This is a genomic window from Bradyrhizobium sp. HKCCYLRH3099 (genome assembly GCF_051167855.1).
In the GTDB taxonomy this organism is placed as follows: Bacteria; Pseudomonadota; Alphaproteobacteria; order Rhizobiales; family Xanthobacteraceae; genus Bradyrhizobium.
On the sequence record NZ_JBNPTW010000008.1, the window covers coordinates 106439 to 132100 of the forward strand.

The 25662-nt window shown below is 66.6% G+C and carries 21 protein-coding genes; 10 read left to right on the top strand and 11 right to left on the bottom strand.

All coding sequences use genetic code 11. The annotated features are described in order from the left end of the window. Positions 1-137: 137 nt before the first annotated feature. On the bottom strand, positions 138-1163 hold the full coding sequence (locus ACQR1Y_RS17680) for a histone deacetylase family protein (protein WP_434856083.1): 1026 nt from the start codon (positions 1161-1163) through the stop codon (positions 138-140). A gap of 159 nt (positions 1164-1322) precedes the next feature. Then, positions 1323-2441, bottom strand: a complete 1119-nt coding sequence (locus ACQR1Y_RS17685) for a hypothetical protein (RefSeq protein WP_434877546.1) — start codon at positions 2439-2441, stop codon at positions 1323-1325. A gap of 175 nt (positions 2442-2616) precedes the next feature. Between ACQR1Y_RS17685 and ACQR1Y_RS17690 the strand changes: the two genes are divergently transcribed. From ACQR1Y_RS17690 to ACQR1Y_RS17720, 7 genes are all read left to right on the top strand, one after another. Beyond that, on the top strand, positions 2617-3954 hold the full coding sequence (locus ACQR1Y_RS17690; RefSeq protein ID WP_434856085.1) for an MFS transporter: 1338 nt from the start codon (positions 2617-2619) through the stop codon (positions 3952-3954). A 980-nt stretch (positions 3955-4934) separates the two neighbouring features. Continuing rightward, a complete protein-coding gene (locus ACQR1Y_RS17695; RefSeq protein ID WP_434877547.1) occupies positions 4935-5837 on the top strand; it encodes a LysR substrate-binding domain-containing protein in 903 nt (300 codons plus the stop codon). Positions 5838-5974: 137 nt separating this feature from the next. Next, positions 5975-6919: a 5-dehydro-4-deoxyglucarate dehydratase gene (kdgD, locus tag ACQR1Y_RS17700; protein ID WP_434877548.1), complete on the top strand. Its 945-nt coding sequence runs from the start codon at positions 5975-5977 to the stop codon at positions 6917-6919. Positions 6920-7096: 177 nt separating this feature from the next. After that, positions 7097-8452: a glucarate dehydratase gene (gene gudD, locus ACQR1Y_RS17705; RefSeq protein WP_434877549.1), complete on the top strand. Its 1356-nt coding sequence runs from the start codon at positions 7097-7099 to the stop codon at positions 8450-8452. Between the two features lie 57 nt (positions 8453-8509). Then, a complete protein-coding gene (locus ACQR1Y_RS17710; protein ID WP_434877550.1) occupies positions 8510-9958 on the top strand; it encodes an aldehyde dehydrogenase family protein in 1449 nt (482 codons plus the stop codon). A 261-nt stretch (positions 9959-10219) separates the two neighbouring features. Beyond that, on the top strand, positions 10220-11758 hold the full coding sequence (gene garD, locus ACQR1Y_RS17715; RefSeq protein ID WP_434877551.1) for a galactarate dehydratase: 1539 nt from the start codon (positions 10220-10222) through the stop codon (positions 11756-11758). Positions 11759-11935: 177 nt separating this feature from the next. Next, complete coding sequence (locus ACQR1Y_RS17720; RefSeq protein ID WP_434877552.1) at positions 11936-12733, top strand: class II aldolase/adducin family protein; 798 nt, start codon at positions 11936-11938, stop codon at positions 12731-12733. Between the two features lie 39 nt (positions 12734-12772). On the opposite strand, the gene ACQR1Y_RS17725 is transcribed toward ACQR1Y_RS17720, so the two are convergent. Beyond that, positions 12773-13861 carry an SMP-30/gluconolactonase/LRE family protein gene (locus ACQR1Y_RS17725; protein WP_434877553.1) on the bottom strand — a complete coding sequence of 363 codons (1089 nt, stop codon included), beginning with the start codon at positions 13859-13861 and terminating at the stop codon, positions 12773-12775. A 233-nt stretch (positions 13862-14094) separates the two neighbouring features. On the opposite strand from ACQR1Y_RS17725, the gene ACQR1Y_RS17730 reads away from it, so the two are divergent. Next, complete coding sequence (locus tag ACQR1Y_RS17730; RefSeq protein ID WP_434856092.1) at positions 14095-14673, top strand: hypothetical protein; 579 nt, start codon at positions 14095-14097, stop codon at positions 14671-14673. Between the two features lie 706 nt (positions 14674-15379). Here ACQR1Y_RS17730 and ACQR1Y_RS17735 read toward each other — a convergent pair. After that, the gene (locus ACQR1Y_RS17735; RefSeq protein ID WP_434877554.1) at positions 15380-16828 is read right to left on the bottom strand and encodes a PLP-dependent aminotransferase family protein; all 1449 of its coding nucleotides are present in this window, start codon (positions 16826-16828) and stop codon (positions 15380-15382) included. Between the two features lie 65 nt (positions 16829-16893). Between ACQR1Y_RS17735 and ACQR1Y_RS17740 the strand changes: the two genes are divergently transcribed. Next, the gene (locus ACQR1Y_RS17740) at positions 16894-17616 is read left to right on the top strand and encodes a pyridoxamine 5'-phosphate oxidase family protein (RefSeq protein ID WP_434877555.1); all 723 of its coding nucleotides are present in this window, start codon (positions 16894-16896) and stop codon (positions 17614-17616) included. A gap of 359 nt (positions 17617-17975) precedes the next feature. On the opposite strand, the gene ACQR1Y_RS17745 is transcribed toward ACQR1Y_RS17740, so the two are convergent. The 7 genes from ACQR1Y_RS17745 to ACQR1Y_RS17775 are packed head-to-tail and all read right to left on the bottom strand — an operon-like array spanning position 17976 to position 24569. Then, a complete protein-coding gene (locus ACQR1Y_RS17745; protein WP_434877556.1) occupies positions 17976-19022 on the bottom strand; it encodes an ABC transporter substrate-binding protein in 1047 nt (348 codons plus the stop codon). Further along, entirely contained in the window at positions 19019-20191 is a 1173-nt protein-coding gene (locus tag ACQR1Y_RS17750) for an NAD(P)/FAD-dependent oxidoreductase (RefSeq protein ID WP_434877557.1), read from the bottom strand. Before ACQR1Y_RS17750 ends, ACQR1Y_RS17745 begins: the two co-directional genes overlap by 4 nt. Then, positions 20175-21569, bottom strand: coding sequence for an FAD-dependent oxidoreductase (locus ACQR1Y_RS17755; protein ID WP_434877558.1), 1395 nt, complete (start codon positions 21567-21569; stop codon positions 20175-20177). Before ACQR1Y_RS17755 ends, ACQR1Y_RS17750 begins: the two co-directional genes overlap by 17 nt. Further along, positions 21562-21855 carry a (2Fe-2S)-binding protein gene (locus ACQR1Y_RS17760; protein ID WP_434877559.1) on the bottom strand — a complete coding sequence of 98 codons (294 nt, stop codon included), beginning with the start codon at positions 21853-21855 and terminating at the stop codon, positions 21562-21564. The genes ACQR1Y_RS17755 and ACQR1Y_RS17760 overlap by 8 nt, the downstream gene beginning before the upstream one ends. A 4-nt stretch (positions 21856-21859) precedes the next feature. Further along, positions 21860-22654: an ABC transporter permease gene (locus tag ACQR1Y_RS17765; RefSeq protein WP_434877650.1), complete on the bottom strand. Its 795-nt coding sequence runs from the start codon at positions 22652-22654 to the stop codon at positions 21860-21862. A gap of 5 nt (positions 22655-22659) precedes the next feature. After that, on the bottom strand, positions 22660-23517 hold the full coding sequence (locus ACQR1Y_RS17770) for an ABC transporter permease (RefSeq protein WP_434877560.1): 858 nt from the start codon (positions 23515-23517) through the stop codon (positions 22660-22662). Further along, the gene (locus tag ACQR1Y_RS17775) at positions 23514-24569 is read right to left on the bottom strand and encodes an ABC transporter ATP-binding protein (RefSeq protein WP_434877561.1); all 1056 of its coding nucleotides are present in this window, start codon (positions 24567-24569) and stop codon (positions 23514-23516) included. The genes ACQR1Y_RS17770 and ACQR1Y_RS17775 overlap by 4 nt, the downstream gene beginning before the upstream one ends. A 177-nt stretch (positions 24570-24746) precedes the next feature. On the opposite strand from ACQR1Y_RS17775, the gene ACQR1Y_RS17780 reads away from it, so the two are divergent. Continuing rightward, positions 24747-25568, top strand: a complete 822-nt coding sequence (locus tag ACQR1Y_RS17780) for an IclR family transcriptional regulator (RefSeq protein ID WP_434877562.1) — start codon at positions 24747-24749, stop codon at positions 25566-25568. Positions 25569-25662 lie beyond the last annotated feature (94 nt).

Sequence of the window (25662 nt, forward strand, 5' to 3'; positions counted from 1 at the left end):
CCCCACTGTCGTTGTCATCATCAGATCCGCTGCCGGTGCAGCCGCACCGGCGCGCAGCAAAGGCCGGCGCTGCTGCGCGCCGCCCATCGAGACCAGCATCTCGGGCGATGATGCGTTCGCCAGATGTGAGCTTCGCGTCAGCGCGCCTCTTCGAAGCCCGCGAGCACCGCGGTCAGGTTCTGCCCGAGGATGTCCGAGAGGTAGCCACCCTCCTGCACGAACACCGTCGGCAGACCAAGCCGCGCGATGGCAGCCCCGATGCGTCGGAAGCCGGGCGTCGTGACCGAGAGCCCCTTGAGCGGATCATGTTCGGACGCATCGAGGCCGAGCGCGACCACGAGTGCGCCGGGCGCGAAGGCATGGATGGTCTTGGCCGCGGTCTCGAACGCCTTCAGATAGGTGTCGTCGCCGCTCTTCAGCGGCAGCGGAATATTGAGGTTGGCGCCGAGCCCCGCGCCCGCGCCGCGCTCATGCGCATAGCCCCAGACGAACGGGTAGTAGTGCGTGGGATCGGCATGGATCGAGATCGTCAGCACGTCCGGCCGCTCATAGAAGATGCCCTGCGTGCCGTTGCCGTGATGGACGTCGACATCGAGGATCGCGACGCGCTCGTGGCGCTGGCGCAGATGCGCGGCCGCGATCGCGGAATTGTTCATGAAGCAGAAGCCCGAGGCGATGTCGCGATAGGCGTGGTGCCCCGGCGGACGGCACAAGGCATAAGACGCGTCCTCGCCATCGAGCAGCAGTTGCGCTGCCGACGCGGCGACATCGGTGGCGGCGCAGGCGCCGGCCCATGTCCCCGGACCGATGGGCGCCGACGTGTCGGTCGTATGCCAGCCGAGCCGGCCGACGATGTGGGTCGGATAGGTCGCGGCATTGCGCACCGGATGCATGTTCGGGATCATCTCGGTGCCGGCGTCCCCGAGCGCGGCCCAGGCATCCCAGGCCTCTTCCAGGAAGTTGAGATATTCCGGACTATGCACCCGCGCGCGTGCAGCCTGGCCGAATTGCGTCGGCGCGACGAGGTCATGATTGCCGGCTTTCAGTCCCGCCAAAAGGCGATCCGCCCGCTCGGGCTGCTCGGTGGTGCGCTTGACGACGCCGCGCACCAGATAGAATTGCGGATCGTGGCTGCGATGCAGCTCGGTGTAGACGGCCTTCACGCGCGATGACTCCCTTTCGCTTGCGCGAAGGATTGTGCATGCGGCAGCGGCCGAGACAAGCACGGACAAACAGCGCTCAGCTCATTGCACAGGCGACTTCCAGCCGGCGGAACAGAAGGGATATGCGGGCAGAGCGGCGGTCGCCGCCCTGCCAAAGCCTTATCGTTGGGCCGGCTCCAGCCCTATCCCGTTGCGCCTGGCGCAGGCGCGCAGCCAAGCGAGCACACCCGGACTCATCGAGAATTCGTAGGACTCGCCACCTGCCGGCTTGAGGTTCACCAGCGGGCTCGTCTCCATCGCGGCCAATAGCCGGCCGCCGGCCTGCGGGAAGATGCCGATCTCGTCTCCGCCCTGCATCTGCGTCGTCACATCAGGGAAATCGGTCTTGCCGACGGCGAAGCTCGCCTCGACCGGCTTGTTCGACACGCCGCTGAGACGGGAGTCCTTCACCATCATCGAGAAGCCGCGCAGCCGGCTCGCCATCAGGAAGATGCCGAGCCGCCGCGCATCGGCCTCGCTTCCCGTCGCATAGTGACGGCGGATCATGCAGACGAAGATGGTGCCGTCGCCGTTGCGCAACTCGGACGCATCCCAGCCTTCGATCTTCTGCTTGTCCTCGATGCCCGCGGGCCCGGCCGGCGTCGGCTTGGCCGGCGCGACCTTCGCGGAACGCGGCCGCGGCACAGGCAGGTCCGGCGCATCAGGATCGCTCGCCCGGTCGAGCGCGATGTCGAACGTCGCCGCGCAGGATTTCAGCCACGCCAAGGCTTCGGCCGGCAGGTCGATCGCCACGGCGCCGGTGTCGATGCCCGCGCCATCCGAGCGCAGGGTCACCTTCACTGCATTCCCGAGCGCCCCGATCGCCGCCTTGGCGTCGCCAGGATGGAAAGCGAAGGCCGGACCGACATTGAAGGCTACCGCGGGAAAGCCGCGCCCATCGATGATGATCTCCGCCTGATCATCGAGCACGCGCTCGCGCGGCAGGCCATCGTCGTTGACGGCAATGACCAGCCCGGCACCGCGGCTGATATTGACGGACAGGCGGGTATCGACCGCGCCGCCGTCCGACTTGCGCTGGCGCCGGGACACCATCACGCATTGCCGGACCCTGCCGTCAGGCCCGGCCTGCGGCAGCCCGCTCCAATACCCCTGCTCGAAACGGATCTGCTGGCCGGCCACCGGCTTGGGCGTTGTCGCCGCATTGACCGGATGCGCGCCTGTCGCCAGCATCGCGAGCAGCGCTGCGAAACCTCCGCGGATGATCGTCATCGTCCTCATGCCCCGTGTGTCTCAACGAGGACTTGGACGCGGCAGCAGGGAACCGGGTTCATTCGCATCAAGCATCCGGCATCGATCCAAATTTTGCATCGATCGATACAGGCTTCGGTTTGGACCCGGCCCCTTGCTCTCCTCTAGGACAGTTCTTGAGGAACGTTTAAGAGAGGTAGCGCGCATGAGCGCAATCGTAACTACGGCAGAATTGCGCCGATCGCGCGTGCGGCTGTTCATCGTGACCATGTTGTTTCTGGTCACCACCGTGAACTACGCCGATCGCGCCACGCTCTCGATCGCCGGCCCCGCGCTCTCCAAGGAGCTGCATCTCGATCCCGTCGCGATGGGCTATGTGTTCTCCGCCTTCGGCTGGTCGTATGTGCTCGCCCAGGTGCCGGGCGGCTGGCTGCTCGACCGCTTCGGCTCGCGCTGGGTCTATGCCTGCAGCATCGTGATCTGGTCGCTGTTTACGATGATGCAGGGGTGGATCGGCTTTTTCTCCGGCGCCGCCGCCGTCACCGCTTTGTTCGCGCTGCGCTTCCTGGTCGGCCTCGCCGAGGCGCCGAGCTTCCCCGCCAATGCCCGCATCGTCGCCGCCTGGTTTCCGAGCAACGAGCGCGGCACGGCCTCGGCCTTCTTCAACTCCGGGCAATATTTCGCGACCGTGATCTTCGCGCCGCTGATGGGCTGGATCGCGCATGAGTTCGGCTGGCGCCACGTCTTCACCGTGATGGGCGCGCTCGGCATCATCATGGGCCTGATCTGGATCAAGACCATGTACGGGCCGAAGGATCATCCGGGCGTGAACGAGGCAGAGCTCGACTACATCAAGCAGGGCGGCGCATTGGTCGACATGGAAGGCGCGCGCGACGGCAAGGCGGCGTCCGGCGGACCGACCTGGTCGCATATCGGTCAGTTGCTGTCGAACCGCATGATGCTCGGCGTCTATATCGGCCAGTACTGCATCAACACGCTGACCTATTTCTTCCTGACCTGGTTTCCGGTCTATCTGGTCAAGGAGCGCGGCCTGTCGATCCTGCAGGCGGGCTTCGTCGCCACATTGCCGGCGCTGTGCGGCTTCATCGGCGGCGTGCTCGGCGGCTTCATCTCCGATGCCATCCTGCGCAAGACCGGCTCGCTGACCTTGGCGCGCAAGATCCCGATCGTCGGCGGCATGCTGCTGTCGATGGCGATCATCGGCTGCAACTATGTCGACGGCCAGGCCCTGGTGGTCGGCCTGATGGCGCTCGCCTTCTTCGGCAAGGGCATCGGTGCGCTCGGCTGGGCGGTCGTCTCCGACACCTCGCCCAAGGAGGCCGGCGGCGTCTCCGGCGGCCTGTTCAACACCTTCGGCAACCTCTCCAGCATCACCACCCCGATCGTGATCGGCTACATCCTGTCGGCCACCGGCTCCTTCAACGGCGCCCTGGTGTTCGTCGGCCTCAACGCCCTGGTCGCGGCCTGCGCCTATCTGCTGATCGTCGGCAAGATCCAGCGTGTCCAGCTCCGAGCCTCCTGAGCACCACGTCCATCGCGTGGTCTCAAACTCCAACGGCGGCCTCGGGCCGCCGTTTTTTTTTGCGTTGTAATTGAACCCGCAAAGCCGGCCGCGAAGACGGCGCGCTCCCCTCCCCCTTGCGGGGAGGGGAGCGCACCTTCGCTGGAGCGACCTTCTCCAAATCAAAACATACTTGCTATTTTTCAGCAATCATGATTATCTTCCCGCATCCCGCCTCAAGCAGAAGGGGCGTAGCGCGCGATCGTCACGACACGCGAGGCGGGGATGCGGTGGCCGCGAGAGATCGCAGCGTCGTCGGCAACGAGGGCGTGGACGAACGATTCTTCGCGGACGTGAAGTCGCAGCGTCCTGATACCCCGATGCTGGTATCAAGCCGCGATGGCACTGACGTGCCGCGTGGTGATGGTGGCCAACAAGCCCGGCGCACCTGGGAGACTGCGTATAAGCGTGAAGACCATCGCGCAGGGAATGCCGGCGTGTTTCGGCTTTGCCTGTGGTACCTGCCGCCTGCATTCTTTTCCGCAGGCGGGCCATGGGTGAGGCTGTCACCCGGCATTCCCTGCGCCCTCTGCACTGCTTGCGAGGGACGGACCGATCGCAAAGCTCGGGCATGATGTGCCGCGAGATTGAGAGGACGTGTCCCGATGAGTCACGTAGCTGTTTGAACCGTGAACGCACCCCACCCACCGCCGTCGTCCCGGACAAGCATCGACGCGCGCCAGCGCGGCGATGCGCCGATCCGGGACCCATACGCCGCAGCGGACGTGTTGGGCAAAAAGCCAATTGCTAGCCTGCCTCAAACCGCTCCCTGGGGGTATGGGTCCCGGCGCCGCGTGCGCAATTGCGCACTAGGCCGGGACGACGGCGGAGTGTGTCGATGCACGAGCCAGCTCGATCAGCCTTTCGCCGCCGTTTTCACCTGGCCTGATCAATGCTACCACACCCATATCAACGGCTCCATCCATACCCCGGAAGCATCGATGTTCGATCTCAACCAATTGCGCTGCTTCGTCACCGTGGCCGAGGAGCTGCATTTCGGCCGCGCCGCGGTACGGCTGAACATGACGCAGCCGCCGCTGTCGCGGCAGATCCAGGTGCTGGAGCACATCATCGATGCGGCGCTGCTCGAGCGCACCAGCCGCTCGGTCAAGCTGACGCCGGCGGGACGCAGCTTTCTGCCTGAAGCGCGGCGCATCCTGAAGATGGCGGAGAGCGCGGCGCAGGTGGCGCAGCGCATCGCCAGCGGCAAAAGCGGCTCGTTGAAGATCGGCTTCACCGCGGCTGCCGCCTATGGCTTCCTGCCCGATCTCGTCGCCGCCTGCCGGACCGAGTTGCCGGAGGCCGATCTGTCGCTGAAGGAGATGGTGTCCGGCGACCAGATCGAGGCGCTCGCCTCCGGCCAGATCGACGCCGGCCTGCTGCGGCCGCCGATCGCCCGGCCCGAGTTCGCGACGCGCCGGGTCGTCGCCGAGCCGCTGTGCGCCGCGCTGCCCCGCCGCCATCGGCTCGCCTCCGCCGAGAGCGTCTCGATCCGCGATTTCGACGCCCAGCCCTTCATCATGTATTCGCAGACCGAAGCGCGCTACTTCCACGATCTCCTGGTCTCGCAATTCATGCGCGCCGAGGTGCTGCCGCGCTACGTGCAGCATCTCAGCCAGATCCATTCCATCCTCTCGATGGTGCGTGCCGGCCTCGGCCTCGCGATCGTGCCGGAAGCCGCCGCCAGCCTGAAGATCGCCGATGTCCGGCTGCGACCCCTGAAGCTGCGCAATCCCACGCCGGCCGAGCTGTTCCTGGTCTGGCGGCGCGAGCACGACAATCCGCTGCTGCCGGCGCTGGTCGAACTGGCGGGCAAGCTCGCGGTGCAACAGACTGAAGATTGATACCCGGTCTGTATCAATCGATACCGTGATTGGCTTGGACCGGCATTGAACTTGGTCCTACGACACGCCCCAGGACGACGCGCGCGGGCCGCGCCACGCGACGTCACACCCCGGAACAAGCGCTGAGGACACGCACGATGAGCAAGATGACCCCACAGGAAATGGCCGCGAAAATCGGCAGCGGCCTGCTCTCCTTCCCCGTGACGCCGTTCAAGGCCGACTACTCCTTCGACGAGGCCACCTACCGCTCCAACATGGACTGGCTGTGCGGCTATGAGGTCGCGGGCCTGTTCGCCGCCGGCGGCACCGGCGAGTTCTTCTCGCTCACCGCAGCCGAAGTGCCGGAGGTGGTGAAAGTGGCCGTCGACGAGACGCGCGGCCGCGTGCCCGTGCTGGCCGGCACCGGCTACGGCACCGCGATCGCCCGCGAGATCGCGGTTGGCGCGGAGCAGGCCGGCGCCGACGGCCTCCTGCTGCTGCCGCCCTATCTGATGCATGCCGAGCAGGAGGGCCTCGCCGCCCATGTCGAGGCTGTCTGCAAATCGGTGAAGATCGGCGTCATCGTCTACAATCGCGACAACGCGATTTTGCAGCCGGACACGCTGGCGCGGCTGTGCGAGCGCTGCCCGAACCTCGTCGGCTACAAGGACGGCATCGGCGACATCGAGCTGATGACCCGCGTCTACAGCAAGATGGGCGACCGTCTCACCTATATCGGCGGCCTGCCGACCGCGGAAACCTTCGCGCTGCCCTATCTCGACATGGGCGTGACGACCTACTCCTCGGCGGTGTTCAACTTCGTGCCGGAGTTCGCCACCAACTTCTATGCCGCAGTGCGCAAGCGCGATCACGCCACGATCCATGCCGGATTGAAGGATTTCATTTTGCCGCTGATCGCGATACGCAACCGCAAGAAGGGCTACGCGGTCTCGATCATCAAGGCCGGCATGAAGGTGATCGGCCGCGATTCCGGCCCGGTCCGCCTGCCGCTGACCGACCTGACCGAGGCCGAGATGGCCGAGCTGACCGCGCTGGTGAAAGCGCTGCCGGGCGCAGCCTCGGCGCAGCAGGCGGCGGAGTGATGATGAGACGGCCGTCGCCGCAGTGACGGCCTTTCCCCTCATCCTGAGGAGCTTGCGCAGCAAGCGTCTCGAAGGATGAGGCCGCAGTTGGGGCCTCATGGTTCGAGACGCCCGCCAAGTGGCGGGCTCCTCACCATGAGGGGACGCTAGAACGAGAGACGACGAAGGAGGAGCATGATGAGTCACGATGCCACCAGCACAGGAATCTCCGGCGCGCCGGTCGTCACCGGCATGGAGGTCATTCCGGTCGCGGGCCGTGACAGCATGCTGCTCAACCTCTCGGGCGCGCATGGGCCGTTCTTCACCCGCAACCTCGTCATCCTCACCGACAATTCCGGCCACACCGGCGTCGGTGAGGTGCCGGGCGGCGAGAAGATCCGGCAGACCTTGGAGGATGCGAAGAGCCTGATCGTGGGCCAGAGCATCGGCGCCTGCAACACCATCCTCGCCACGATGCGCACCACCTTCGCCGACCGCGACGCCGGCGGCCGCGGCAAGCAGACGTTCGATCTGCGCGTGATGATCCACGCTGTCACGGCCGTCGAATCCGCGCTGCTCGATTTGCTCGGCCAGCATCTCGGCCTGCCCGTCGCGGCGCTGCTCGGCGAGGGCCAGCAGCGCGCGTCCGTCGAGGCGCTCGGCTATCTGTTCTTCGTCGGCGACCGCAGGAAGACCGATCTTCCTTATGCGACCGGCGAAGGCGAACGTGAGGGCTGGTATACGCTGCGACATCAGGAAGCGATGACGCCCGAAGCTGTCGTGCGGCTCGCCGAGGCCACCCACGATGCCTATGGCTTCGCCGACTTCAAGCTGAAGGGCGGCGTGCTCCAGGGCGAAGCCGAAATCGAGGCAGTGACCGCGATCGCCAAGCGCTTCCCGCAGGCCCGCGTCACGCTCGATCCGAACGGCGCATGGTCGCTCGATGAGGCGATCCGGCTGTGCAAGGACATGCACGGCATTCTCGCCTATGCCGAGGACCCCTGCGGCGCCGAAGCCGGCTTCTCGGGACGAGAGATCATGGCCGAATTCCGCCGCGCCACGGGCCTGCCGACCGCGACCAACATGATCGCCACCGACTGGCGGCAGCTCAGCCATGCGCTGCGGCTCGGCGCCGTCGACATCCCCCTCGCCGATCCCCATTTCTGGACCATGCAGGGCTCGGTGCGCGTCGCCCAGACCTGCAAGGACAACGGCCTGACCTGGGGCTCGCACTCCAACAACCATTTCGACATTTCGCTGGCGATGTTCACCCATGTCGCCGCCGCCGCCCCGGGCAAGGTGACCGCGATCGACACCCATTGGATCTGGCAGGACGGCCAGGCGCTCACCAAGTCGCCGTTGCAGATCAAGGGCGGCAAGATCGCGGTGCCCGAGCAACCTGGGCTCGGCGTCGAAGTTGACCGCGGCGCCATCGAAAAGGCTCATGAACTTTACAAGAGCCACGGGCTCGGCGCACGAGACGACGCCGTCGCGATGCAGTATCTGATCCCCGGCTGGACCTTCGACGACAAGCGGCCCTGCCTCGTGCGGTAACGGACCTGATCGGCTAGATTGTGCCAGCACAGTCGCGCAAGCCTGGAGAGTTTTGACATGAACGCGATCCTCAAGAATTTCATTGCCGGCGAGTGGGTCGACGGCAGCGGGGTCACCCGCAACATCAACCCGTCGAACACCAACGATGTCGTCGGCGAATACGCCAAGGCCGACAAGGCGCAGACCGAGAAGGCGATCGCCGCCGCCAAGGCCGCCTTCCCCGCCTGGTCGCGCTCGACGCCGCAGGAGCGCTATGACGCGCTGAACAAGATTTCTGCCGAGATCCTGTCGCGCAAGGAAGAGCTCGGCCGCCTGCTCGCCCGCGAGGAAGGCAAGACGCTGCCGGAGGGCATCGGCGAGGTCGCACGCGCGGGGCAGATCTTCGCGTTCTTTGCCGGCGAGGCGCTGCGCCTGACCGGCGAGAAGGGGGCCTCGGTCCGTCCGGGTCTCGATGTCGAGATCACCCGCGAGGCGGTCGGCGTCGTCGGCATGATCACGCCCTGGAATTTCCCGATCGCCATTCCCGCCTGGAAGATCGCCCCCGCGCTCTGCTACGGCAACACGGTGGTGTTCAAGCCGGCCGAGCTGGTGCCGGGCTCGGCGCATGCGCTCTCCGAGATCATCGCGCGCTCCGGCATTCCGGCCGGCGTGTTCAACCTCGTCGTCGGCTCCGGCTCGGTGGTCGGCCAGACCTTGCTCGAGCACCCCGATGTCGCGGCGATCTCCTTCACGGGTTCGGTCGGCACGGGCCGCAAGATCGCGCAGGCCTGCGTGCTGTCGAACCCGATGAAGAAGTTCCAGTTGGAGATGGGCGGCAAGAATCCGCTGGTCGTGCTCGACGACGCCGACGTCAAGGTCGCGGTCGAAGCCGCCGCCAACGGCGCCTACTTCTCGACCGGCCAGCGCTGCACGGCCTCGTCGCGCCTGATCGTCACCGAGGGCATCCACGACAAGTTCGTCGAAGCGCTGACCGAGCGCCTGAAGGGCCTCGTCGTCGACGACGCCGTCAAGCAGGGCACGCATATCGGCCCTGTCGTCGACGGCAACCAGCTCGAGCAGGACCAGCACTATCTCAAGATCGGCCAGGACGAAGGCGCCAAGCTGGCCTGGGGCGGCGAGCTGCTCAACCGCGAGTCTCCCGGCTTCTACATGCAGCCGGCGCTGTTCACCGAAGCCAACAACACCATGCGCATCGCGCGTGAGGAGATCTTCGGACCGGTCGCCTGCGTCATCCGCGCCAAGAACTACGACGAGGCGCTGGCGATCTCCAACGACACCGAGTTCGGCCTCGCCGCCGGCGTCTGCACCACCAGCCTGAAATACGCCTCGCACTTCAAGCGCAACAGCGAGGCCGGCATGGTGATGGTCAACCTGCCGACCGCCGGCGTCGACTATCACGTCCCGTTCGGCGGCCGGAAGGGCTCGAGCTACGGCGCCCGCGAGCAGGGCTCCTACGCGCGCGAGTTCTACACCACGGTGAAGACGGCCTACACCTTCCCGGTGTGAGCCTGACGATCGTGAACTAACAGCCGGGCCGCATCCGCGGTCCACTCCCTCTCCCCGTTCTTCACGGGGAGAGGGCTGGGGTGAGGGGCAGCCGCACGGGAAGTGCTCGCGGTGAGACCTGTACCCCCTCACCCGGATTGTATCTTCGATGCAATCCGACCTCTCCCCGCAAGCGGGGCGAGGTGAAGAGAGTTCGGAGCAAGAAGACCGGTGGGCACGCTTCGCTTTGCCCACCCTACGAGTTGAGGGAACGGAGCCAGCATGAACCAGCAGGTCGTGAACCAGGAGCCGCGGGTCATCAAGCTCAACGCGCGCGACAACGTCGCGATCGTGGTCAACGATTTCGGCCTGCCTGCCGGCACCAAGCTTCCCGACGGACTGACGCTGAAGACCTTCGTCCCGCAGGGCCACAAGACCGCGCTGGTCGACATCGCCGAGGGCGCGCCGATCATCCGCTATGGCGAGATCATCGGCAGCGCCAAGTCGCCGATCGCCGCCGGCGAGTGGGTGGATGAGGCCCGCATCGACATGCCCGAGGCCCCTGCCCTCGACCAGCTCGAAATCTCCACCGCCGTCCCCGCGCCGCTGCCGCCGCTCGAAGGCTACACCTTCGAGGGCTATCGCAACGCCGACGGCTCGGTCGGCACCCGCAACGTGCTGGGCATCTCCACCTCGGTGCAATGCGTGAAGGGCACGCTCGAATTCGCGATCAAGCGCATCAAGAGCGAGCTCTTGCCGAAGTACCCCAACGTCGACGACGTCGTCGCCCTCACCCATGCCTATGGCTGCGGCGTCGCGATCACGGCGCCTGACGCCGTGGTGCCGATCCGCACCTTGCAGAACCTCGCGCTCAACCCGAATTTTGGCGGCGAGATCCTGGTCGTCGGCCTCGGCTGCGAGAAGCTCGCGCCGGAGCGGCTTCTGCCGGAAGGCACTGAAGACTCGATCGTGCGCATGCAGGACGAAGCGTTCGACGGCTTCGGCGCCATCGTCGACGCCATCATGACTCAGGCCGACCGCCGTCTGGCCGAACTCAACAAGCGCACGCGCCAGACTTGCCCGGCCTCCGATCTCGTCATCGGCCTGCAATGCGGCGGCAGCGACGCGTTCTCCGGCGTCACCGCCAATCCCGCGGTTGGCTTTGCCGCCGATCTCTTGGTGCGCGCCGGCGCCACCGTGATGTTCTCGGAAGTCACGGAAGTGCGCGACGCCATCCAGCTGCTGACGCGACGCGCCATCAACGAGGAGGTCGGCCGCGCGCTGATCCGCGAGATGGACTGGTACGACGCCTATCTCGCCCGCGGCGGCGCCGATCGCAGTGCCAATACGACGCCGGGCAACAAGAAGGGCGGGCTCGCCAACATCGTCGAGAAGTCGCTCGGCTCGATCGTCAAGTCCGGCTCGGGCCCGATCCACGGCGTGCTGGCGCCGGGCGAGAAGGCCAAGCAGAAGGGCATGCTGTTCGCGGCGACGCCGGCCTCCGACTTCATCTGCGGCACCCTGCAGCTCGCCTCTGGCATGACGCTCCAGGTGTTCACCACCGGCCGCGGCACGCCCTACGGCCTCGCTGCCGCGCCCGTCATCAAGGTCGCGACCCGCACCGAGCTGGCGCGGCGCTGGAAGGACCTGATCGACTTCGACGCCGGCCGCATCGCCACCGGCGAGATGACCATCGAGGAGACCGGCTGGGAGCTGTTCAAGCTGATCCTCGACGTCGCCTCCGGCCGCACCAAGCCCTGGTCCGACCGCTGGGGCATCCACAACGACCTGACGCTCTTCAATCCGGCGCCGGTGACCTGAGGCCGACGTGCTCACCCCGCTATGAGAATTGCCTTGCTCAAACCTCTCCCCGTCATTGCGAGCGCAGCGAAGCAATCCAGAGTCCCGCCCACCATCCTGGATTGCTTCGCTTCGCTCGCAATGACGCGTAGGGTGAAGCAACGAGCCTCGACAACGAAGGCCGGGAGGAAGAGCCAGATGTCCAGCTTCAGCCGCTTCGCCGCGATCGCCGTCGCTACCCTCCTCTCCATTGCGACGTCCCACGCGCAAGACGCCATCTCCGGCGTTCCGCGCGAGCTGCTCGAGGACATCGCGACCGGCAGCCGCGTGCTCGCCGATCTCGGCGTGGTCGATGCCTTCGGCCATGTCAGCGCGCGGCACCCGACCAATCCCAAGCACTTCCTGATGGCGCGCTCGATTGCGCCGGCGCAGGTGACGGCCAACGACATCATGGAGTTCGACGAGAACGGCGAGCCGGTCGACGCCAGAAACCGCGCCGTCTTTCTCGAGCGCTTCATCCATGCCGAGGTCTACAGGGCCCGTCGCGACGTCAACGCCGTCGTGCACACCCATTCGCCCGGCGTGGTGCCGTTCAGCGTCAGCCGCACACCGTTGCGGCCGCTGTATCACAACGCTGCCTTCCTCGGCGAGGGCGCGCCGGTGTGGGACATCAGCAAGGAGTTCGGCGCCACCGACATGCTGGTGCGCAACAATGCCATCGGCAAGTCGCTGGCGGCGGCGCTCGGCGACAAGGCCGTGGTGCTGATGCGCGGCCATGGCGACGTCACGGTCGGTCCCGCCGTGCAGGCGGCCGTGTTCCGCGCCTACTACACCGACGTCAATGCGCGGCTGCAGGCGCAGGCCATCGGCCTCGGCTCTGACGTCACCTATCTCAGCGCCGAGGAAGCTGCCAAGGCCGACGGCGTCAACATGGTGATCATGGACCGCGCCTGGGCGCTGTGGAAGCAGAAGGTTCAGGCGCCGGCGGCGAAGTAGTGTCCCGATCTTCGCCACCGTGCTGATCATAAAACCCTCCTACACCGCGCCTTCCGTCTCGACATAGAGCGCGTAGAGCGAATGCGACGCCGCCATGTAGAGACGGTTGTTCTTCGGACCGCCGAACGTCAGATTGGCGCAGCGCTCCGGCAGCCGGATGAAGCCGATCGGCTTGCCCGAGGGATTGAACACCATGACGCCGTCGAGATCCTCCGACCTGCCCTTGAGCGGAAACACCTTGCGGCCGTTGACCTCCAGCGGCTCGGAAGCCAGCGCGCCGTTCGAGCCCCAGCCGCACCAGAGATTGCCATCGCGGTCGACGCGGAAGCCGTCGAGTGAGCCCTGGTCGGCCGCATCGATCAGCTTCACCTTGTTGCCGACCGTGCCGTCGGCATTGACGTCGTAGCTCCAGATGCTGCGGTTCGGCGTGCCCTTCCACTCCACGACATAGAGCTTCTTCTCGTCGGGCGAGAACGCGAGCCCGTTCGGATTGACGAGGTCGGTGATGACGGCGGTCAGCTTGCCGTCGGTGCCGATCCGGAACACGTTGGTCGTGGCCTGCTCGGACTTCGCCTTGAAGCCTTCCCAATTGCCGTTGATGCCGAACAAGGGATCGGTGAACCAGATCGTGTCGTCGGACTTCACGACGATATCGTTCGGCGCGTTCAGCCGCTTGCCCTCGAAGCTGTCGGCGAGCACGGTGACTGTGCCGTTCTTCTCGGTGCGGGTGATCCGGCGGGTCACCGAATGCTCACAGCTCACCAGCCGCCCCTGGCGATCCCGCGTGTTGCCGTTGGCGTAGTTGGCCGGGCTGCGGAAGACGGTGAAGCTGTCGTCCTTCTCGCTGTACTTCATGATCCGGTTGTTCGGAATATCGCTCAGCAGCAGATAGCCTTCGTCCGGGAAATAGGCCGGACCCTCGGCCCAGCGCATCCCGCTGGCGAGCTGCTCGACGGTCGAGCTGTAGAGGCGATACTTGGCAAAGCTCGGATCGAGGATCTCGACCGCGGGATCGGGATAGCGCTGGTTCGGCTTGAAAGCAAAGGATTGCGCTCTCGCCTGGCCGGAGATGGCGAGCGCCGCACCGCTCAGCGCGGCCGACAGGATGCCGCGACGCGACAAAGTCATCAGTTTCCTCCAAATGGTTCTTGTGTTGGGCCATGGCTTGGCCGTGTCTTTCCCATAGATGCTGGCTGTGGAACTTTCTATTGCTTTTGCGGTATCGATCGCACCACGCCCCGCCCTGCTGCATCACGCCACATGCGAGGGGGCCCGACCGTTCGCGGCCCGGACCTCTTTTTGCCGCAAAGTTGACACATCGCTCAATGCGAGAGATGATTCCTGCCAGGCCTATCCCGCGCATGCCCCTGCCCATTCTTCGCCTCGCCGCCGTTGCGCTCGGTCTGAGCCTGGCCACGCCATGCAGCGCTCAGCAGCCGGTGGCGGCGGCGACCTCGCCGGAGGAGCAGCCCGACATCGATCTTTACGCGCTGATGTCCGGGACCTGCCGCACGCTGAAGGTCGACGGCCGGGATTTCCCCTGCAAGACCGTCGCGTTCTTCCATAGCGAAAAGGGCCGGGCGCATTTCACGGTCGCACTCGACGATCCCGCCGACGAGAGCCACATCATCGCCTTCTCCGGGGTCAACGGCCGCCGCTCGATCCAGAACATCTACGAGCTGCCGATCGACCGCATGCTGCTGAACTCCAAGCACCGCCCGAAGGTCGACGGCATTCCGGTTCCTGCCACGCAGAGCTCGTCGGGACACTGCCGGCAGGTCGGCAACTTCGCGCTGCTCAAGGTGACGAGCGTGACCTGCTCCGCCAAGGACGACGCCGGCCGCGCCTATGAGCTGCAATTCGTCTCCGACGGCACGCCGATCACGTTGCGCCGGGTGCGGCAGACGATGACCAACGCCGAGCACAATCCGTATCAGTAGTGCAGCGCGACGGCATCGGACGTTCGATTTCACACATTCAAACATCGACATGAAAGCGCGATCTCGCGGCATGTGATGCCCGAGTTGTTCGATCCGTTCGTCCCTCGCAAGACATGCAAGGGCGCAGGGAATGCCGGGTGACAGCTTCACCCATGGCCCGCCTGCGGAAAAGAATGCAGGCGGCAGGTACCACAGGCAAAGCCGAAACACGCCGGCATTCCCTGCGCGATGGTCTTCACGCTTATACGCAGTCTCCCTGGTGCGCCGGGCTTGTTGGCCACCATCACCACGCGGCACGTCAGTGCCATCGCGGCTTGATACCAGCGTCGGGGTATCAGGACGCTGCGACTTCACGTCCGCGAGCGATCGTTCGTCCGCGCCCTCGTTTCCGAGGACGCTGCGATCTCTCGCGGCCACCGCATCCCCGCCTCGCGTGTCGTGACGATCGCGCGCAACGCCCCTTGCAGTGAGGCGGGATGCGCGGAGATAAACATGAATTCCGGAAAAACGAAAGCAAAAAATGCGGTCGCACGATCATCCATGCGGATTTCATTGACCGGATTGAGAAAAAGCTCGCGGAGCGATTAGGGGCGACGCGCCTGCAAACCGCTACAAACAAGCTCAACAACTCATCAGCACGTCGTCGGCACGAGTGATTTGCCCGTCGTGTCGGATCGGCAACAGCCTCCTTCTCACGATCGACATGTCAGCGCCCGCGCGACGCAGCCGACAGCACCTCCTTCGCGGCCCGCGCGAGATCCCTGGCCGCGTTTGCCAGATCTCGCGTGGCGAAGCCCGAATAGCCCAGGATGAATCCATCCGGCCCGCGCTGAACGATCCGCGCGTCCGACAGCAGCCGGCATTCGACGCCGGCGCGGTCGCGGATCAATCTCGCCGCGCCCTTCGGCGCTCCCGGCGGCAGGGTCGCCAACAGATGCAGCCCCTGCGATGGCGCGGCGAGCTGCAGGACGTCCCTGCCATGCCTGGCGAGCGCCTCGGCGACGGCGTCGCGCGCCTGGCGGTAGCGCGGGCGCATGCGCCGCATATGGGCCGAGATGACGCCATCGGCCATCAGGTCCGCCAGCGCATCCTGCATGAACACCGGCGGGAAACGGTCCTGTGCCGCGCGCGCGCCGACGACGCGCGCGACCAGCGCGGGCGGCACCACGAGATAGCCCAGCCGCAGGCCGGCAAACAATGTCTTGCCGAAGGTGCCGAGATAGATCACGCGCTCAGCACCGATCCCGGCCAGCGCGGTCAGCGGCGGACCGGCAAAGCGGTATTCGCTGTCGTAGTCATCCTCGAAGATGTAGGCATCCGCCCTGCGCGCCCAGTCGAGCAGCGCGATGCGTCGCGCCATGCTCATCGCGACGCCGGTCGGAAACTGATGCGAAGGCGTGACATAGGCCGCCCTCGCCGTTCGATCGGCGCTCTCGCCCGCGCTCACCACGATGCCCTCGCCGTCGACCGGCACGGGCACGAGCTTCGCGCCGGTCGTGCCCAACGTATGGCGCGAGGCGACATAGCCGGGATCCTCGAACCAGACGGCGTCGCCAGGCGCAAGCAGCGCATCGATGCACAGCCGCAGACCGTGCTGCGTGCCGCTGACGATCAGGATGCAACTGGGATCGCAGCGAACGCCGCGATTGGCGGCGAGGTAATGCGCGACCTGGGTGCGCAGATGCAGGCTGCCGCGCGGGTCGCCGTAACCGAGATCATCAGGCAGCGCCTGCGCGATGCGGCGTCGGCTGGCGGCAGCGAGGCGCTTCAACAGCGACGGATCGACCAGCGTGACGCCGAGCGCAAACGGATGGCGCGCGGGAATGCGGATGTCCAGCTCGGCCACCGGCGCGGCCGTCTGCGGCGCAGGCAATTGCGTGGCGACATAGGTGCCCGCACCATGCCGCGGTTCGACCAGGCCGTCGGACAACAGCGCCTCGTAGGCTGCGACGATCGCGTTGCGGCGGACGCCGAGCTGTTCGGCGAGGCCGCGTGACGAGGGCAGCCGCAGGCCGGGTGCGAGCAGCCCGTCGACGATGGCGGAGCGCAGGGCCGCATGCACCTGCTGCGACTGACCGCGAATGGCGCGGTCGAGCCGGATCGGCAGCGCCAGCACGACGTTGCGGCGACGCGAAGTGGTTGCGGACTTTGGCATCGAAGTGGAACTCCCGGCAACCACTTTGCCATGGCATGACGTCGCCCGCAAACAGGAGACAAGCGATGACCGAGCAGCAGGTGGCGAGCTATCCCGTCGACGAGACCAACCGGGTCAAGCGCCGCCATGACCGCGGGCGCTACGATCATGCGACCGTTCATGCGCTGCTCGATTCCGCCGCGCTCTGTCACGTCGCCTATGTCATCGACGGCCAGCCCTACTGCACGCCGACGCTGTATTGGCGCGAGGGCAGCACGCTGTATTGGCACGGGTCGAGCGCCAGCCGCATGCTGCGCAATCTGTCGGAGGGGCAGCCGGCCTGCCTCACCGTGACCCATCTCGACAGCCTCGTGCTGGCGCGCTGCGGCTTCAATCATTCGGCCGACTACCGCTCGGTGATGGCGTTCGGACATGCCAGGCTGATCGAGGATCTGGCGGAGAAGGAGCGTGCCCTGGTGATGATGGTCGACCGCTTCTTCCCGGGACGGACGGCGACCTTGCGTCCGAGCACGGCGCAGGAGATCAAGGCGACCGCGGTCGTCGCCATGGAGATCGAGAAGGCGTCGGCGAAGATCCGCAGCAAGGGTCTTGCGGACGACGAGGAGGACTACGCCTTCCCGACCTATGCCGAGCGCATTCCCGTGCGCACCGTGCTCGGCGCGCCCGAGCCGTGCGACCGGCTGCTGCCCGGGGTCACACGGCCGGCCACCCTCGCCGGCTTCAGCGCCGGCCGGCTGCTGGATGAGGCGCTGACGGAGGCGTATGCGATGAGCTATCCGGCGGGGTAGTTCGCCTTCTTCCATGATTGCGCGCAGCGCTGCTCCAGAGCGACGCAGTGCCGTGCAGCCCTGGATTGCTTCGTCGCTCCGCTCCTCGCAATGACGCTTGGGGCGCGTTGTGTGCCACAAATCAGCGTCATCGCCCGGCTCGACCGGGCGATCCAGTACGCCGAGACGGCTGTGATGGCATCGATGGGCCGCTGCGTACTGGATACCCCGCTTTCGCGGGGTATGACAGCGGTACTCTGAGGCGCAGCTAGCGCTCCTCGCCGTCATCGCGAGCGACAGCGAAGCGATCCAGGGGCCGTACGAGAGCTCTGGATGGCTTCGCAATCGCCCCTGCGCGGGCAACGAGACGGTTGGAAAGCCTACCGCTCGATCATCCTGTTCCAGCGTGTATTCCACTCGGGGCGCTTGGCGTTGATGACATCCCAATCCAGCGTGATCGCGGTCTTCATGTAGGTGTGGAAGGTCGCGAGCTTCTGCTCGGCGGCCGGCGTCGTGGCCTTTGCCATGGTGTTGGACGGCACGATGTTGCCGGCCGCGAGCGCCTTGGCCTGGGCCTCCGGCGACAGCAGATAGGCGGCGAGCTTCTGCGCCAATTCGGCGTCCGGATTGTTGGCGATCACGCATTGCGCGACCATCAGCACCACCGAGCCTTCCTTCGGCTGCGCATACTCCACCGCGATGCCCTTCTCCTTCAAGGTCGACACCGCGGTCGGCGTCAGCGGGAAGATCGCGGCTTCACCGGTCTGCACCATCTCGGAGATCTTGGCCGAGTTCGGGATGTATTCGAGCACGTTCTTGCCGATCGTGTCGGGAAACGCCTTGAAGCCGGGCTCGACATTGGCCTCGCTGCCGCCCTTGATGCGGTTGACCATCAGGAAGGCGTGCAGGCCGAAGGTCGAGACCGAGGCCGACTGGAACACGACCTTGTCCTTGAACTTGGGATCAGCGAGATCGAGCCAGGAGGTCGGCGCCGCCCAGCCCTTCTCGTCGAACAGCTTCTTGTTGTAGGCCAAGCCCGTCATGCCGATGTCGATGCCGGCGGCCATGTCGTCCTTCAGCCGCGCGAATGGCTCGAGCTGCGCCAGCCCCTCGCTCGGCTTCAGCTTCTCGCACAGGCCGAGGCCGGCAGCGCGGATCATCACGCCGTCGTCGAGAAACATCACATGCATCTGCGGCTTGTCCTTGGCCGCGATCGCCTTGGCGAGGATCTCCGAGGACGTGCCGGGCACGACGACGATCTTGACGTCGTTGGCCTTCTCGAAATCGGGGAATACCGCCTGCGTGTAGGTGCGCTCGAAATTGCCGCCGTTCATCCCGACATAGAGTGTCTTGGTTTCGGCATGCGCGGAGGCAGTAGCGAGCATCAACGCGAGGGCTGAGCCGAGCGCGGCGCGAGCATTGATCATGGCGAGGTCTCCTTCGATCCTGTCGTCATTGCTGCTGGAGTTGCATCGCCCGGCTGCGATGCGGGTGAGAAACGGGTGATCGCAAAAGCATCGATCGGCGTCGCGGTCCGGCCGTCGCGCACCAGTTCGGCGAGGACCTCGCCGACCCCCGGCGCGATCTGGAAGCCGGCACCGGAGAAGCCGAAGGCGTGAATCAGTCCCGGCGTCGTCGCGCTCGGACCGATCACCGGATTGCGGTCGGGCATCGTCGCCTCGGTACCGCTCCAGAACCGGATCGCCTGCGCATGCCGCAACGGGCCGAACAGCTCGCTGGCGCGCTGCATGATCGTGAGCGCGCCGTCGCTGCGCGGGCGCGAATAGTCGGGATCTGCGAGCGGCATAGCGCGTTCGCCGCCGACGACGACATTGCCGCGCGCGACCTGCCGCGCATAGATGCCGCCGCCCTCGATGCCGATATTGACCGACAGGAACGGATCGAGCGGCTCGGTGACGATCATCGACGGATAGGTGCGCTCCAGCGGCACCGGCTCATTGAAGCCGCGCGCGAAACCATCAGCCCAGGCGCCGGCGCTGTTGATCAGCGTGCGCGCGGTGATGGCCACCCCCTCAGCTTCGACCGCGAAGCCGCCACCCGTGCGTGTCGCGCCAGTGACCCCCGTGTTTTCCAGCACTTCGGCGCCAGCCCTGCGCGCCGCGACGGCAAACGCCGTCGACACCAACCGCGGATTGGCATGGCCGTCGCCCGGACAGAACGAACCGCCGATCACGCCGCCGGCAATGCCGAAGCGCTCGCTGAGCTGATTGTGGCCGACCAGTTCGAGATCGAGTCCGAACGGCGCGACCTCGGCGGCGTAGCGCTCCAGGCTCGCCATGTCCTCGGGCGTCCGCGCCAGCTTGAGATGACCGGAGCGCAGGAACTCGCCGTCGATGCCGATGAGCTGTTTCAACCGCGGCCAGATCGCGTGCGAGCGCTGCGACAGCGGCAGCTGCTCGGGCGGCCGGCCCTGCCGGCGCACGCCGCCATAGTTGACGCCGCTCGCCTGCGCCCCGCAAAAGTCCTTGTCCAGCAAGGTGACCGAAAAACCCATGCCGCGCAGCGCCAGCGCCGCGGAGCTGCCGACCAGCCCGCCGCCGATGATCGCGACGTCGCAGTCAATGCGCCGGGTCATGCTGCTTCTCGTCGACGGACAGACTCACGGCCAGCGGGATCGGCTTGATCGGCGCCTGCATGCGCAGCCGGCCGACGGCGCCGATGCCGCGGTTCGTTTGCGCAGCCAGCAGCTCGGCCGCCGCCGCGCCGCACATCCGGCCCTGGCAGCGGCCCATGCCGATGCGCGTGACGGCCTTGAGACGATTCATCTCGGTCAATGAGAAATCATCGATCGCGCGCCGCGCCTCGCCGGCGCTGATCTCCTCGCAACGGCAGAGCAGCGTGGCATCGGGGATAGTATCGGCCCAGTGCGATGGAAACGGAAAGGCGGCTTCGAGCGCGTCGCGCAGGCGATCGATTGTCGCAAGCGTCCGTTCGAGGGCAGCGGCCCGTGCGGCATCATGCGCCAGGCCGCGATCTTCCAGTAGCGCCAGCGCCGCACGTTCGCCGGCGGCCTCCGCCGCATCGGCGCCGGCGATGCGCGCGCCGTCGCCGGCGAGATAGACACCCGCCACGCTGCTGCGGCCGCTGGCATCGCGCACTGGCAGATGCGCACGGTCGCGGGACTCGAAGCGGAAGGCACAGCCGGCGAGATCGGCGGCTTGCGTCTCGGAGCGCAGGTTCAGGCCATAACCGACGCCGTCGCAGGTGATCGCGTGCTCACGTCCGCCGGACCGATAGATGATGCGTGCAACCCGGCGCTCGCCTTCGATGCGAAGATCGGAGACGCCGAGTTGCACGCGCGTGCCGCGCAGCGCCAGCTCCGCCGCCATGCGTATGCCGCGCAGCACGAGATCAGGCGCCAGTGGCAGCGCCCGCAGCAGATTGAGTTTTGCAGACGGCGGCGCGGCGTCGAGCACGGCCGCGACCTCGGCGCCGGCCTTCATGTATTGCCAGGCGACGAGATAGAGCAGCGGGCCCGAGCCGGCGAACACCACCCGACGGCCGATCGCGCAGCCCTGCGCCTTCAGCGCGATCTGCGCGCCGCCGAGCGTGAACACGCCGGGCAAGGTCCAGCCGGGAACCGGCAGCACGCGATCGGTCGCGCCTGAGGCGAGGATCAGGCCGTCGTAGCTCACGCGATGATTGACGCCGTCGCGGAGCACGTCGGCTGCGCCGTCGCGCAGATTCCACAGCAGCGTGTTCGAACGATAATCGACATCGGTGCCGAGCGCCGCGAAGTCGCGATGCAGCCGGGTCGCCTTCGCAGCCTCTGAGCCGTAGCGCGCCTCGGCATCGCGCCCATCCGAAGCGAGCGGCTGACGATAGATCTGGCCGCCGCAGGCATGGCCCTCGTCGATGACGATCGGCCGCAGACCGGCGGCGGCCAGCGTGATCGCAGCGCGGATGCCGGCCGGGCCGGCGCCGACGATGAGGGGCGGTGCGCGCTCAGCCATGGCTGCGGCCCCGCTGCGTGACGATGTGCATGCCCTCTATCAGCGGCGTCGTGCAGGCGCGCAGCCGCTCGCCGCTGTCGAGCTGCACCCAGCAATCCTGGCACGCGCCCATCTGGCAGAAGCCCGCGCGCGGCGATCCCGTGAATTCGCTCTCGCGCAGCCGCTCGCCATGACAGAGCACGGCGGTCAGCACGGTGTCGCCGGCGCGGCCCTCGCAGGGCACGCCGTCGATCGTGAAGACGATGACGGGACTGTCGGTGCGGACGAGACGATGCAGCAGCGGCATGATGTCAGCCCTGGCCCACGAGAATCTTGTCGAGGCCGAAGATGCGGTCGAGCAGCAGCATCGCCGCCGCCGTGACCGCGATCATCAGCGCCGAGACCGCGGCCATCATCGGATCGATCGACTCGGTCGCATACATGTACATGCGCACCGGCAACGTGACGGTGGCAGGCGAGGTGATGAAGATCGACATCGTGAGCTCGTCGAAGGAGTTGATGAAGGCGAGCAGCCAGCCGCCGGTGATGCCGGGCAGGATCATTGGCACGGTGATGCGTCGGAACACGATCCAGCCGGAGGCGCCGAGCGTCACGGCCGCCTGCTCGGCGCTGCGGTCGAGCCCGGAGAGCGCGGCCAGCACGAGGCGGAGCACATAGGGCGTGATCACCACGATGTGGCCAGCCGTCAGCCACAACAGGCTGCCGGTGGCGCCGAGCAGCGCGAACAGCCGCAGAAGCGCGACGCCGAGCACGAGATGCGGGATCATCAGCGGCGACAGGAACAGCGCGTTCAGCGCGGCGCGGCCGCGGAAGTCGTAGCGGTCGAGCGCGAGCCCGGCGGCGACCGCGAGCACCACCGCAATCGTCGCGGCAATCGCTGCCACCCACAGGCTGTTGAGGAACGAGGCGACGAAGTCTGGATGCGCGAATACGGCCGTGAACCATCGCAGCGAAAATTGCGTCGTCGGCAAGGTCAGCGTGTTCGCGGGCGTGAAGGCCACGAGGCAGATCACGATCAGCGGCGCCAGCACGAAGCCGACGACGAGGGTGTGAAACAGCAAGGCGATCGGGCCGTTGCGATGCATGCTGATCACCCCAACGTCCGTCGCGCGCGGGCTTCGACCACGCGCTGATAGGCGAGCATGATGACGAGGTTGATGACCAGCACGAGAATCGCGATGGCCGCGCCGAGCGGCCAGTTCAGCTCATGCATGTATTCGTCATAGACAAGGGTCGCCGCCATCTTCAGCCGGCGGCCGCCGAGCAGCGCGGGAATCGCGAACGCCGACGCCGAAAGGCCGAACACGACGAGGCTGCCGGACAAGAGACCCATCGTCACCTGCGGCAGCACCACGCGGCGCAGCGCGGTGAAGCGGGAGGCGCCGAGCGTCCAGGCGGCGGCTTCCACCATCGGATCGAGCTTCTGCAGCGAGGTCCAGACCGGGATCACCATGAACGGCAGCATGACATGGACCAGCGCGATGACGATCGCGGTCTCGGTGTAGAGGATCTTGATCGTGCCCAGACCGAGCGCGCGGAACGCCTCGTTCACGAGGCCCGTGGGTCCGAGCAGCATGCTCCAGCCGAAGGCGCGCACCACGACGGACACCAAGAGCGGGCCGATGATCGCGAGCAGGAAGATCGAACGCCAGGGCTCGCGCATGCGCGACAGGATGTAGGCCTCGGGCGCGCCGATGACGGCGCAGATCAAGGTCGTCAGCGCCGCGAGCCGCAAGGTGCGCCAGAAAATGTTGAGGAAGTAGCTGTCCGAGAGAATGGTCGCGTAGTGCGCCAGCGTCGTCTCGTCCTTCACGCCGGTCGCCGTGTCGTAGACGTGGAACGACAGGATCAAGGTGAGCACGAGCGGCACGACGACAAGCGCCGTAAACAGCAGCGCGCCGGGCACGGCGAGCAGCCAGGGCATGGTGCCGGCGCGCGCGCTGCTCATGCCGGCTGTGCTCCCTCCGGCTTGGCGGCCTTGGCGCTGTATCTGCTCCAATCCAGCCCGACCGGATCGCCCTCGCGCGCCGGCTCCTCGCCGGCATTGGGCAGGGAGACACCGATTAGTCCGGCATCTGTCTCGATGGTGAAGAACCACGCGCTGCCGAGGAAGAAGCGCGCCTTGACGCGGCCGTCGAGCACGCCGGCGCCGGGCGAAGTCAGCGCGATCTTCTCCGGCCGGATCGCCAGCACGGCGGCAGCGCCATCGGCGAGACCCGCGTCATCGCACGGCAGCACGCGGCCATTGCTTTCGATGCCGCTGTGACGCCAGACGCCGGGCAGCCGGTTCATCTTGCCGACGAAGGAGGAGATGAACGGCGTCGCCGGATTCTCATACAGCCGGTATGGCGCATCGACCTGCATGATGCGGCCCTGCTCCATCACCACGACGCGGTCGCTCATCGACAGCGCCTCGCTCTGGTCGTGCGTGACCATGATCGTGGTGGTGCCGACGCGCTGCTGGATGCCGCGCAGCTCGAACTGCATCTCCTCGCGCAGCTTGGCATCGAGATTGGACAAGGGCTCATCGAGCAGCAGCACCGGCGGATCGATCACCAGCGCGCGCGCCACCGCGACGCGCTGGCGCTGCCCGCCGGAGAGCTGGCGCGGATAGCGGTCGGCGAGCGCGGCGAGCTGCACCAGCGCCAGCGCCTGTTTGACGCGGGTGTCGCGCTCGGCGCGCGGCACCTTGCGCATCTCCAGTCCGAACGAGACGTTCTGCGCCACCGTCATGTGCGGAAACAGCGCGTAGCTCTGGAACACGATGCCGAGGCCGCGGCGGTCGGGCTTCTCATGCGTAATGTCGCGGCCATCGAGCGTGATGCGGCCAGCGCTCGGCTCGACCAGGCCGGCGATCATCTGCAGCGTCGTGGTCTTGCCGCAGCCGGAGGGTCCGAGCAGCGAGATGAACTCGCCCTTGGCGACATTGAGAGTGACGTCGCTGACCGCAGCGGCCTCGCCGTAGCGCTTCGTCAGACCGTCCAGCGTCAGGAAACCCATGAATCCTCGCGCGGGAGGCTCCCTGCCATTGCCCGGAAGTGGCCGCCCTGGGCGGATTTCACGTCGGGCGGCGACCAACCGTCAATCATGAATTCCGACATTCTGAATTTATCTCGCTAGAATTCTGCTATATGAAATCTTCAATCGCTTACTCCCTCCCGCCTTTCGCTAATGCAGATGACAACCGCCGAGAACGCCTCCCCATCCAGCCTGCGACGGGCTTTGACACTGCTGCGCGTGCTTGCCGAGGGCGATCCCGAGGGGCTGCGGCTGAAGGACATCGCCGAGGCCGCCGGTTGCAGCCAGCCGACCGCGCATCGCATGCTGCAGGACCTCGCCGCCGAAGGCTTCGCCGAGCAGGCCGCGGGCAAGCGCTATCGCCTGGCGCTCGACTTCTATGTGATCGCGGCGCGCGCCGGCCAGGCCAGCGGCCTGCGCGATGCCGCGCGGCCGGCGCTGCTGCGGCTCTCCGCCACCCTGAGCGACACGATCTTCCTGCTGGTGCGCAACGGCTTCGATGCGGTGTGCCTCGACCGCGTCGAGGGCCCGTTCCCGATCCGCTCCTTCACCGGCGACATCGGCGGCAAGGTGCCGCTCGGCCTCGGCCAGGGCAGCCTCGCCATTCTCGCCAATCTGCCGGAGGACGAGCAGGAGGCGGTGATCCGCTTCAACATCCCCCGCCTGCTCGACCGCGGCTTTCTCGACGAGGCCTCGCTGCGCAGCGCGCTGGCGCAGGCGCGCATGCAGGGTTGGGTCAACACCAGCACGGGGCTTATTCCCGGCATGGCCGGCGTCGGCGTGCCCGTGCTCGATGCGCAGGGCCGTGCAGTTGCGGCGCTCAGTGTCGGCACGTTGGCGGAGCGGCTGAACGCGGAGCGCCTGCCGCACGTGGTGAAGATCCTGCAGAGCGAGGCGCAGGCGCTCGCCGGCAAGCTCAACCCGTTCGACGTCGCCTTGCGCTATCCGTCGCGAAGCCTGAGCACGATCGGCGGGGGCTGATCTTCATGCATCTCCAAGCCGTCATTCCGGGGCAAGGCCGGAGGCCTTGAACCCGGAATCCCGAGATTGGCTTGCGTTCTTGTCACCAACCTCG

What these genes read in the sequence shown, in the direction of transcription:
- ACQR1Y_RS17685 (WP_434877546.1), bottom strand. Translation starts at nt 2,441, where the DNA reads ATGAGGACGATGACGATCATCCGCGGAGGTTTCGCAGCGCTGCTCGCG.
- ACQR1Y_RS17690 (WP_434856085.1), top strand. Translation starts at nt 2,617, where the DNA reads ATGAGCGCAATCGTAACTACGGCAGAATTGCGCCGATCGCGCGTGCGG.
- ACQR1Y_RS17695 (WP_434877547.1), top strand. Translation starts at nt 4,935, where the DNA reads ATGTTCGATCTCAACCAATTGCGCTGCTTCGTCACCGTGGCCGAGGAG.
- kdgD (WP_434877548.1), top strand. Translation starts at nt 5,975, where the DNA reads ATGAGCAAGATGACCCCACAGGAAATGGCCGCGAAAATCGGCAGCGGC.
- gudD (WP_434877549.1), top strand. Translation starts at nt 7,097, where the DNA reads ATGAGTCACGATGCCACCAGCACAGGAATCTCCGGCGCGCCGGTCGTC.
- ACQR1Y_RS17710 (WP_434877550.1), top strand. Translation starts at nt 8,510, where the DNA reads ATGAACGCGATCCTCAAGAATTTCATTGCCGGCGAGTGGGTCGACGGC.
- garD (WP_434877551.1), top strand. Translation starts at nt 10,220, where the DNA reads ATGAACCAGCAGGTCGTGAACCAGGAGCCGCGGGTCATCAAGCTCAAC.
- ACQR1Y_RS17720 (WP_434877552.1), top strand. Translation starts at nt 11,936, where the DNA reads ATGTCCAGCTTCAGCCGCTTCGCCGCGATCGCCGTCGCTACCCTCCTC.
- ACQR1Y_RS17725 (WP_434877553.1), bottom strand. Translation starts at nt 13,861, where the DNA reads ATGACTTTGTCGCGTCGCGGCATCCTGTCGGCCGCGCTGAGCGGTGCG.
- ACQR1Y_RS17730 (WP_434856092.1), top strand. Translation starts at nt 14,095, where the DNA reads ATGCCCCTGCCCATTCTTCGCCTCGCCGCCGTTGCGCTCGGTCTGAGC.
- ACQR1Y_RS17735 (WP_434877554.1), bottom strand. Translation starts at nt 16,828, where the DNA reads ATGCCAAAGTCCGCAACCACTTCGCGTCGCCGCAACGTCGTGCTGGCG.
- ACQR1Y_RS17740 (WP_434877555.1), top strand. Translation starts at nt 16,894, where the DNA reads ATGACCGAGCAGCAGGTGGCGAGCTATCCCGTCGACGAGACCAACCGG.
- ACQR1Y_RS17745 (WP_434877556.1), bottom strand. Translation starts at nt 19,022, where the DNA reads ATGATCAATGCTCGCGCCGCGCTCGGCTCAGCCCTCGCGTTGATGCTC.
- ACQR1Y_RS17750 (WP_434877557.1), bottom strand. Translation starts at nt 20,191, where the DNA reads ATGACCCGGCGCATTGACTGCGACGTCGCGATCATCGGCGGCGGGCTG.
- ACQR1Y_RS17755 (WP_434877558.1), bottom strand. Translation starts at nt 21,569, where the DNA reads ATGGCTGAGCGCGCACCGCCCCTCATCGTCGGCGCCGGCCCGGCCGGC.
- ACQR1Y_RS17760 (WP_434877559.1), bottom strand. Translation starts at nt 21,855, where the DNA reads ATGCCGCTGCTGCATCGTCTCGTCCGCACCGACAGTCCCGTCATCGTC.
- ACQR1Y_RS17765 (WP_434877650.1), bottom strand. Translation starts at nt 22,654, where the DNA reads ATGCATCGCAACGGCCCGATCGCCTTGCTGTTTCACACCCTCGTCGTC.
- ACQR1Y_RS17770 (WP_434877560.1), bottom strand. Translation starts at nt 23,517, where the DNA reads ATGAGCAGCGCGCGCGCCGGCACCATGCCCTGGCTGCTCGCCGTGCCC.
- ACQR1Y_RS17775 (WP_434877561.1), bottom strand. Translation starts at nt 24,569, where the DNA reads ATGGGTTTCCTGACGCTGGACGGTCTGACGAAGCGCTACGGCGAGGCC.
- ACQR1Y_RS17780 (WP_434877562.1), top strand. Translation starts at nt 24,747, where the DNA reads ATGACAACCGCCGAGAACGCCTCCCCATCCAGCCTGCGACGGGCTTTG.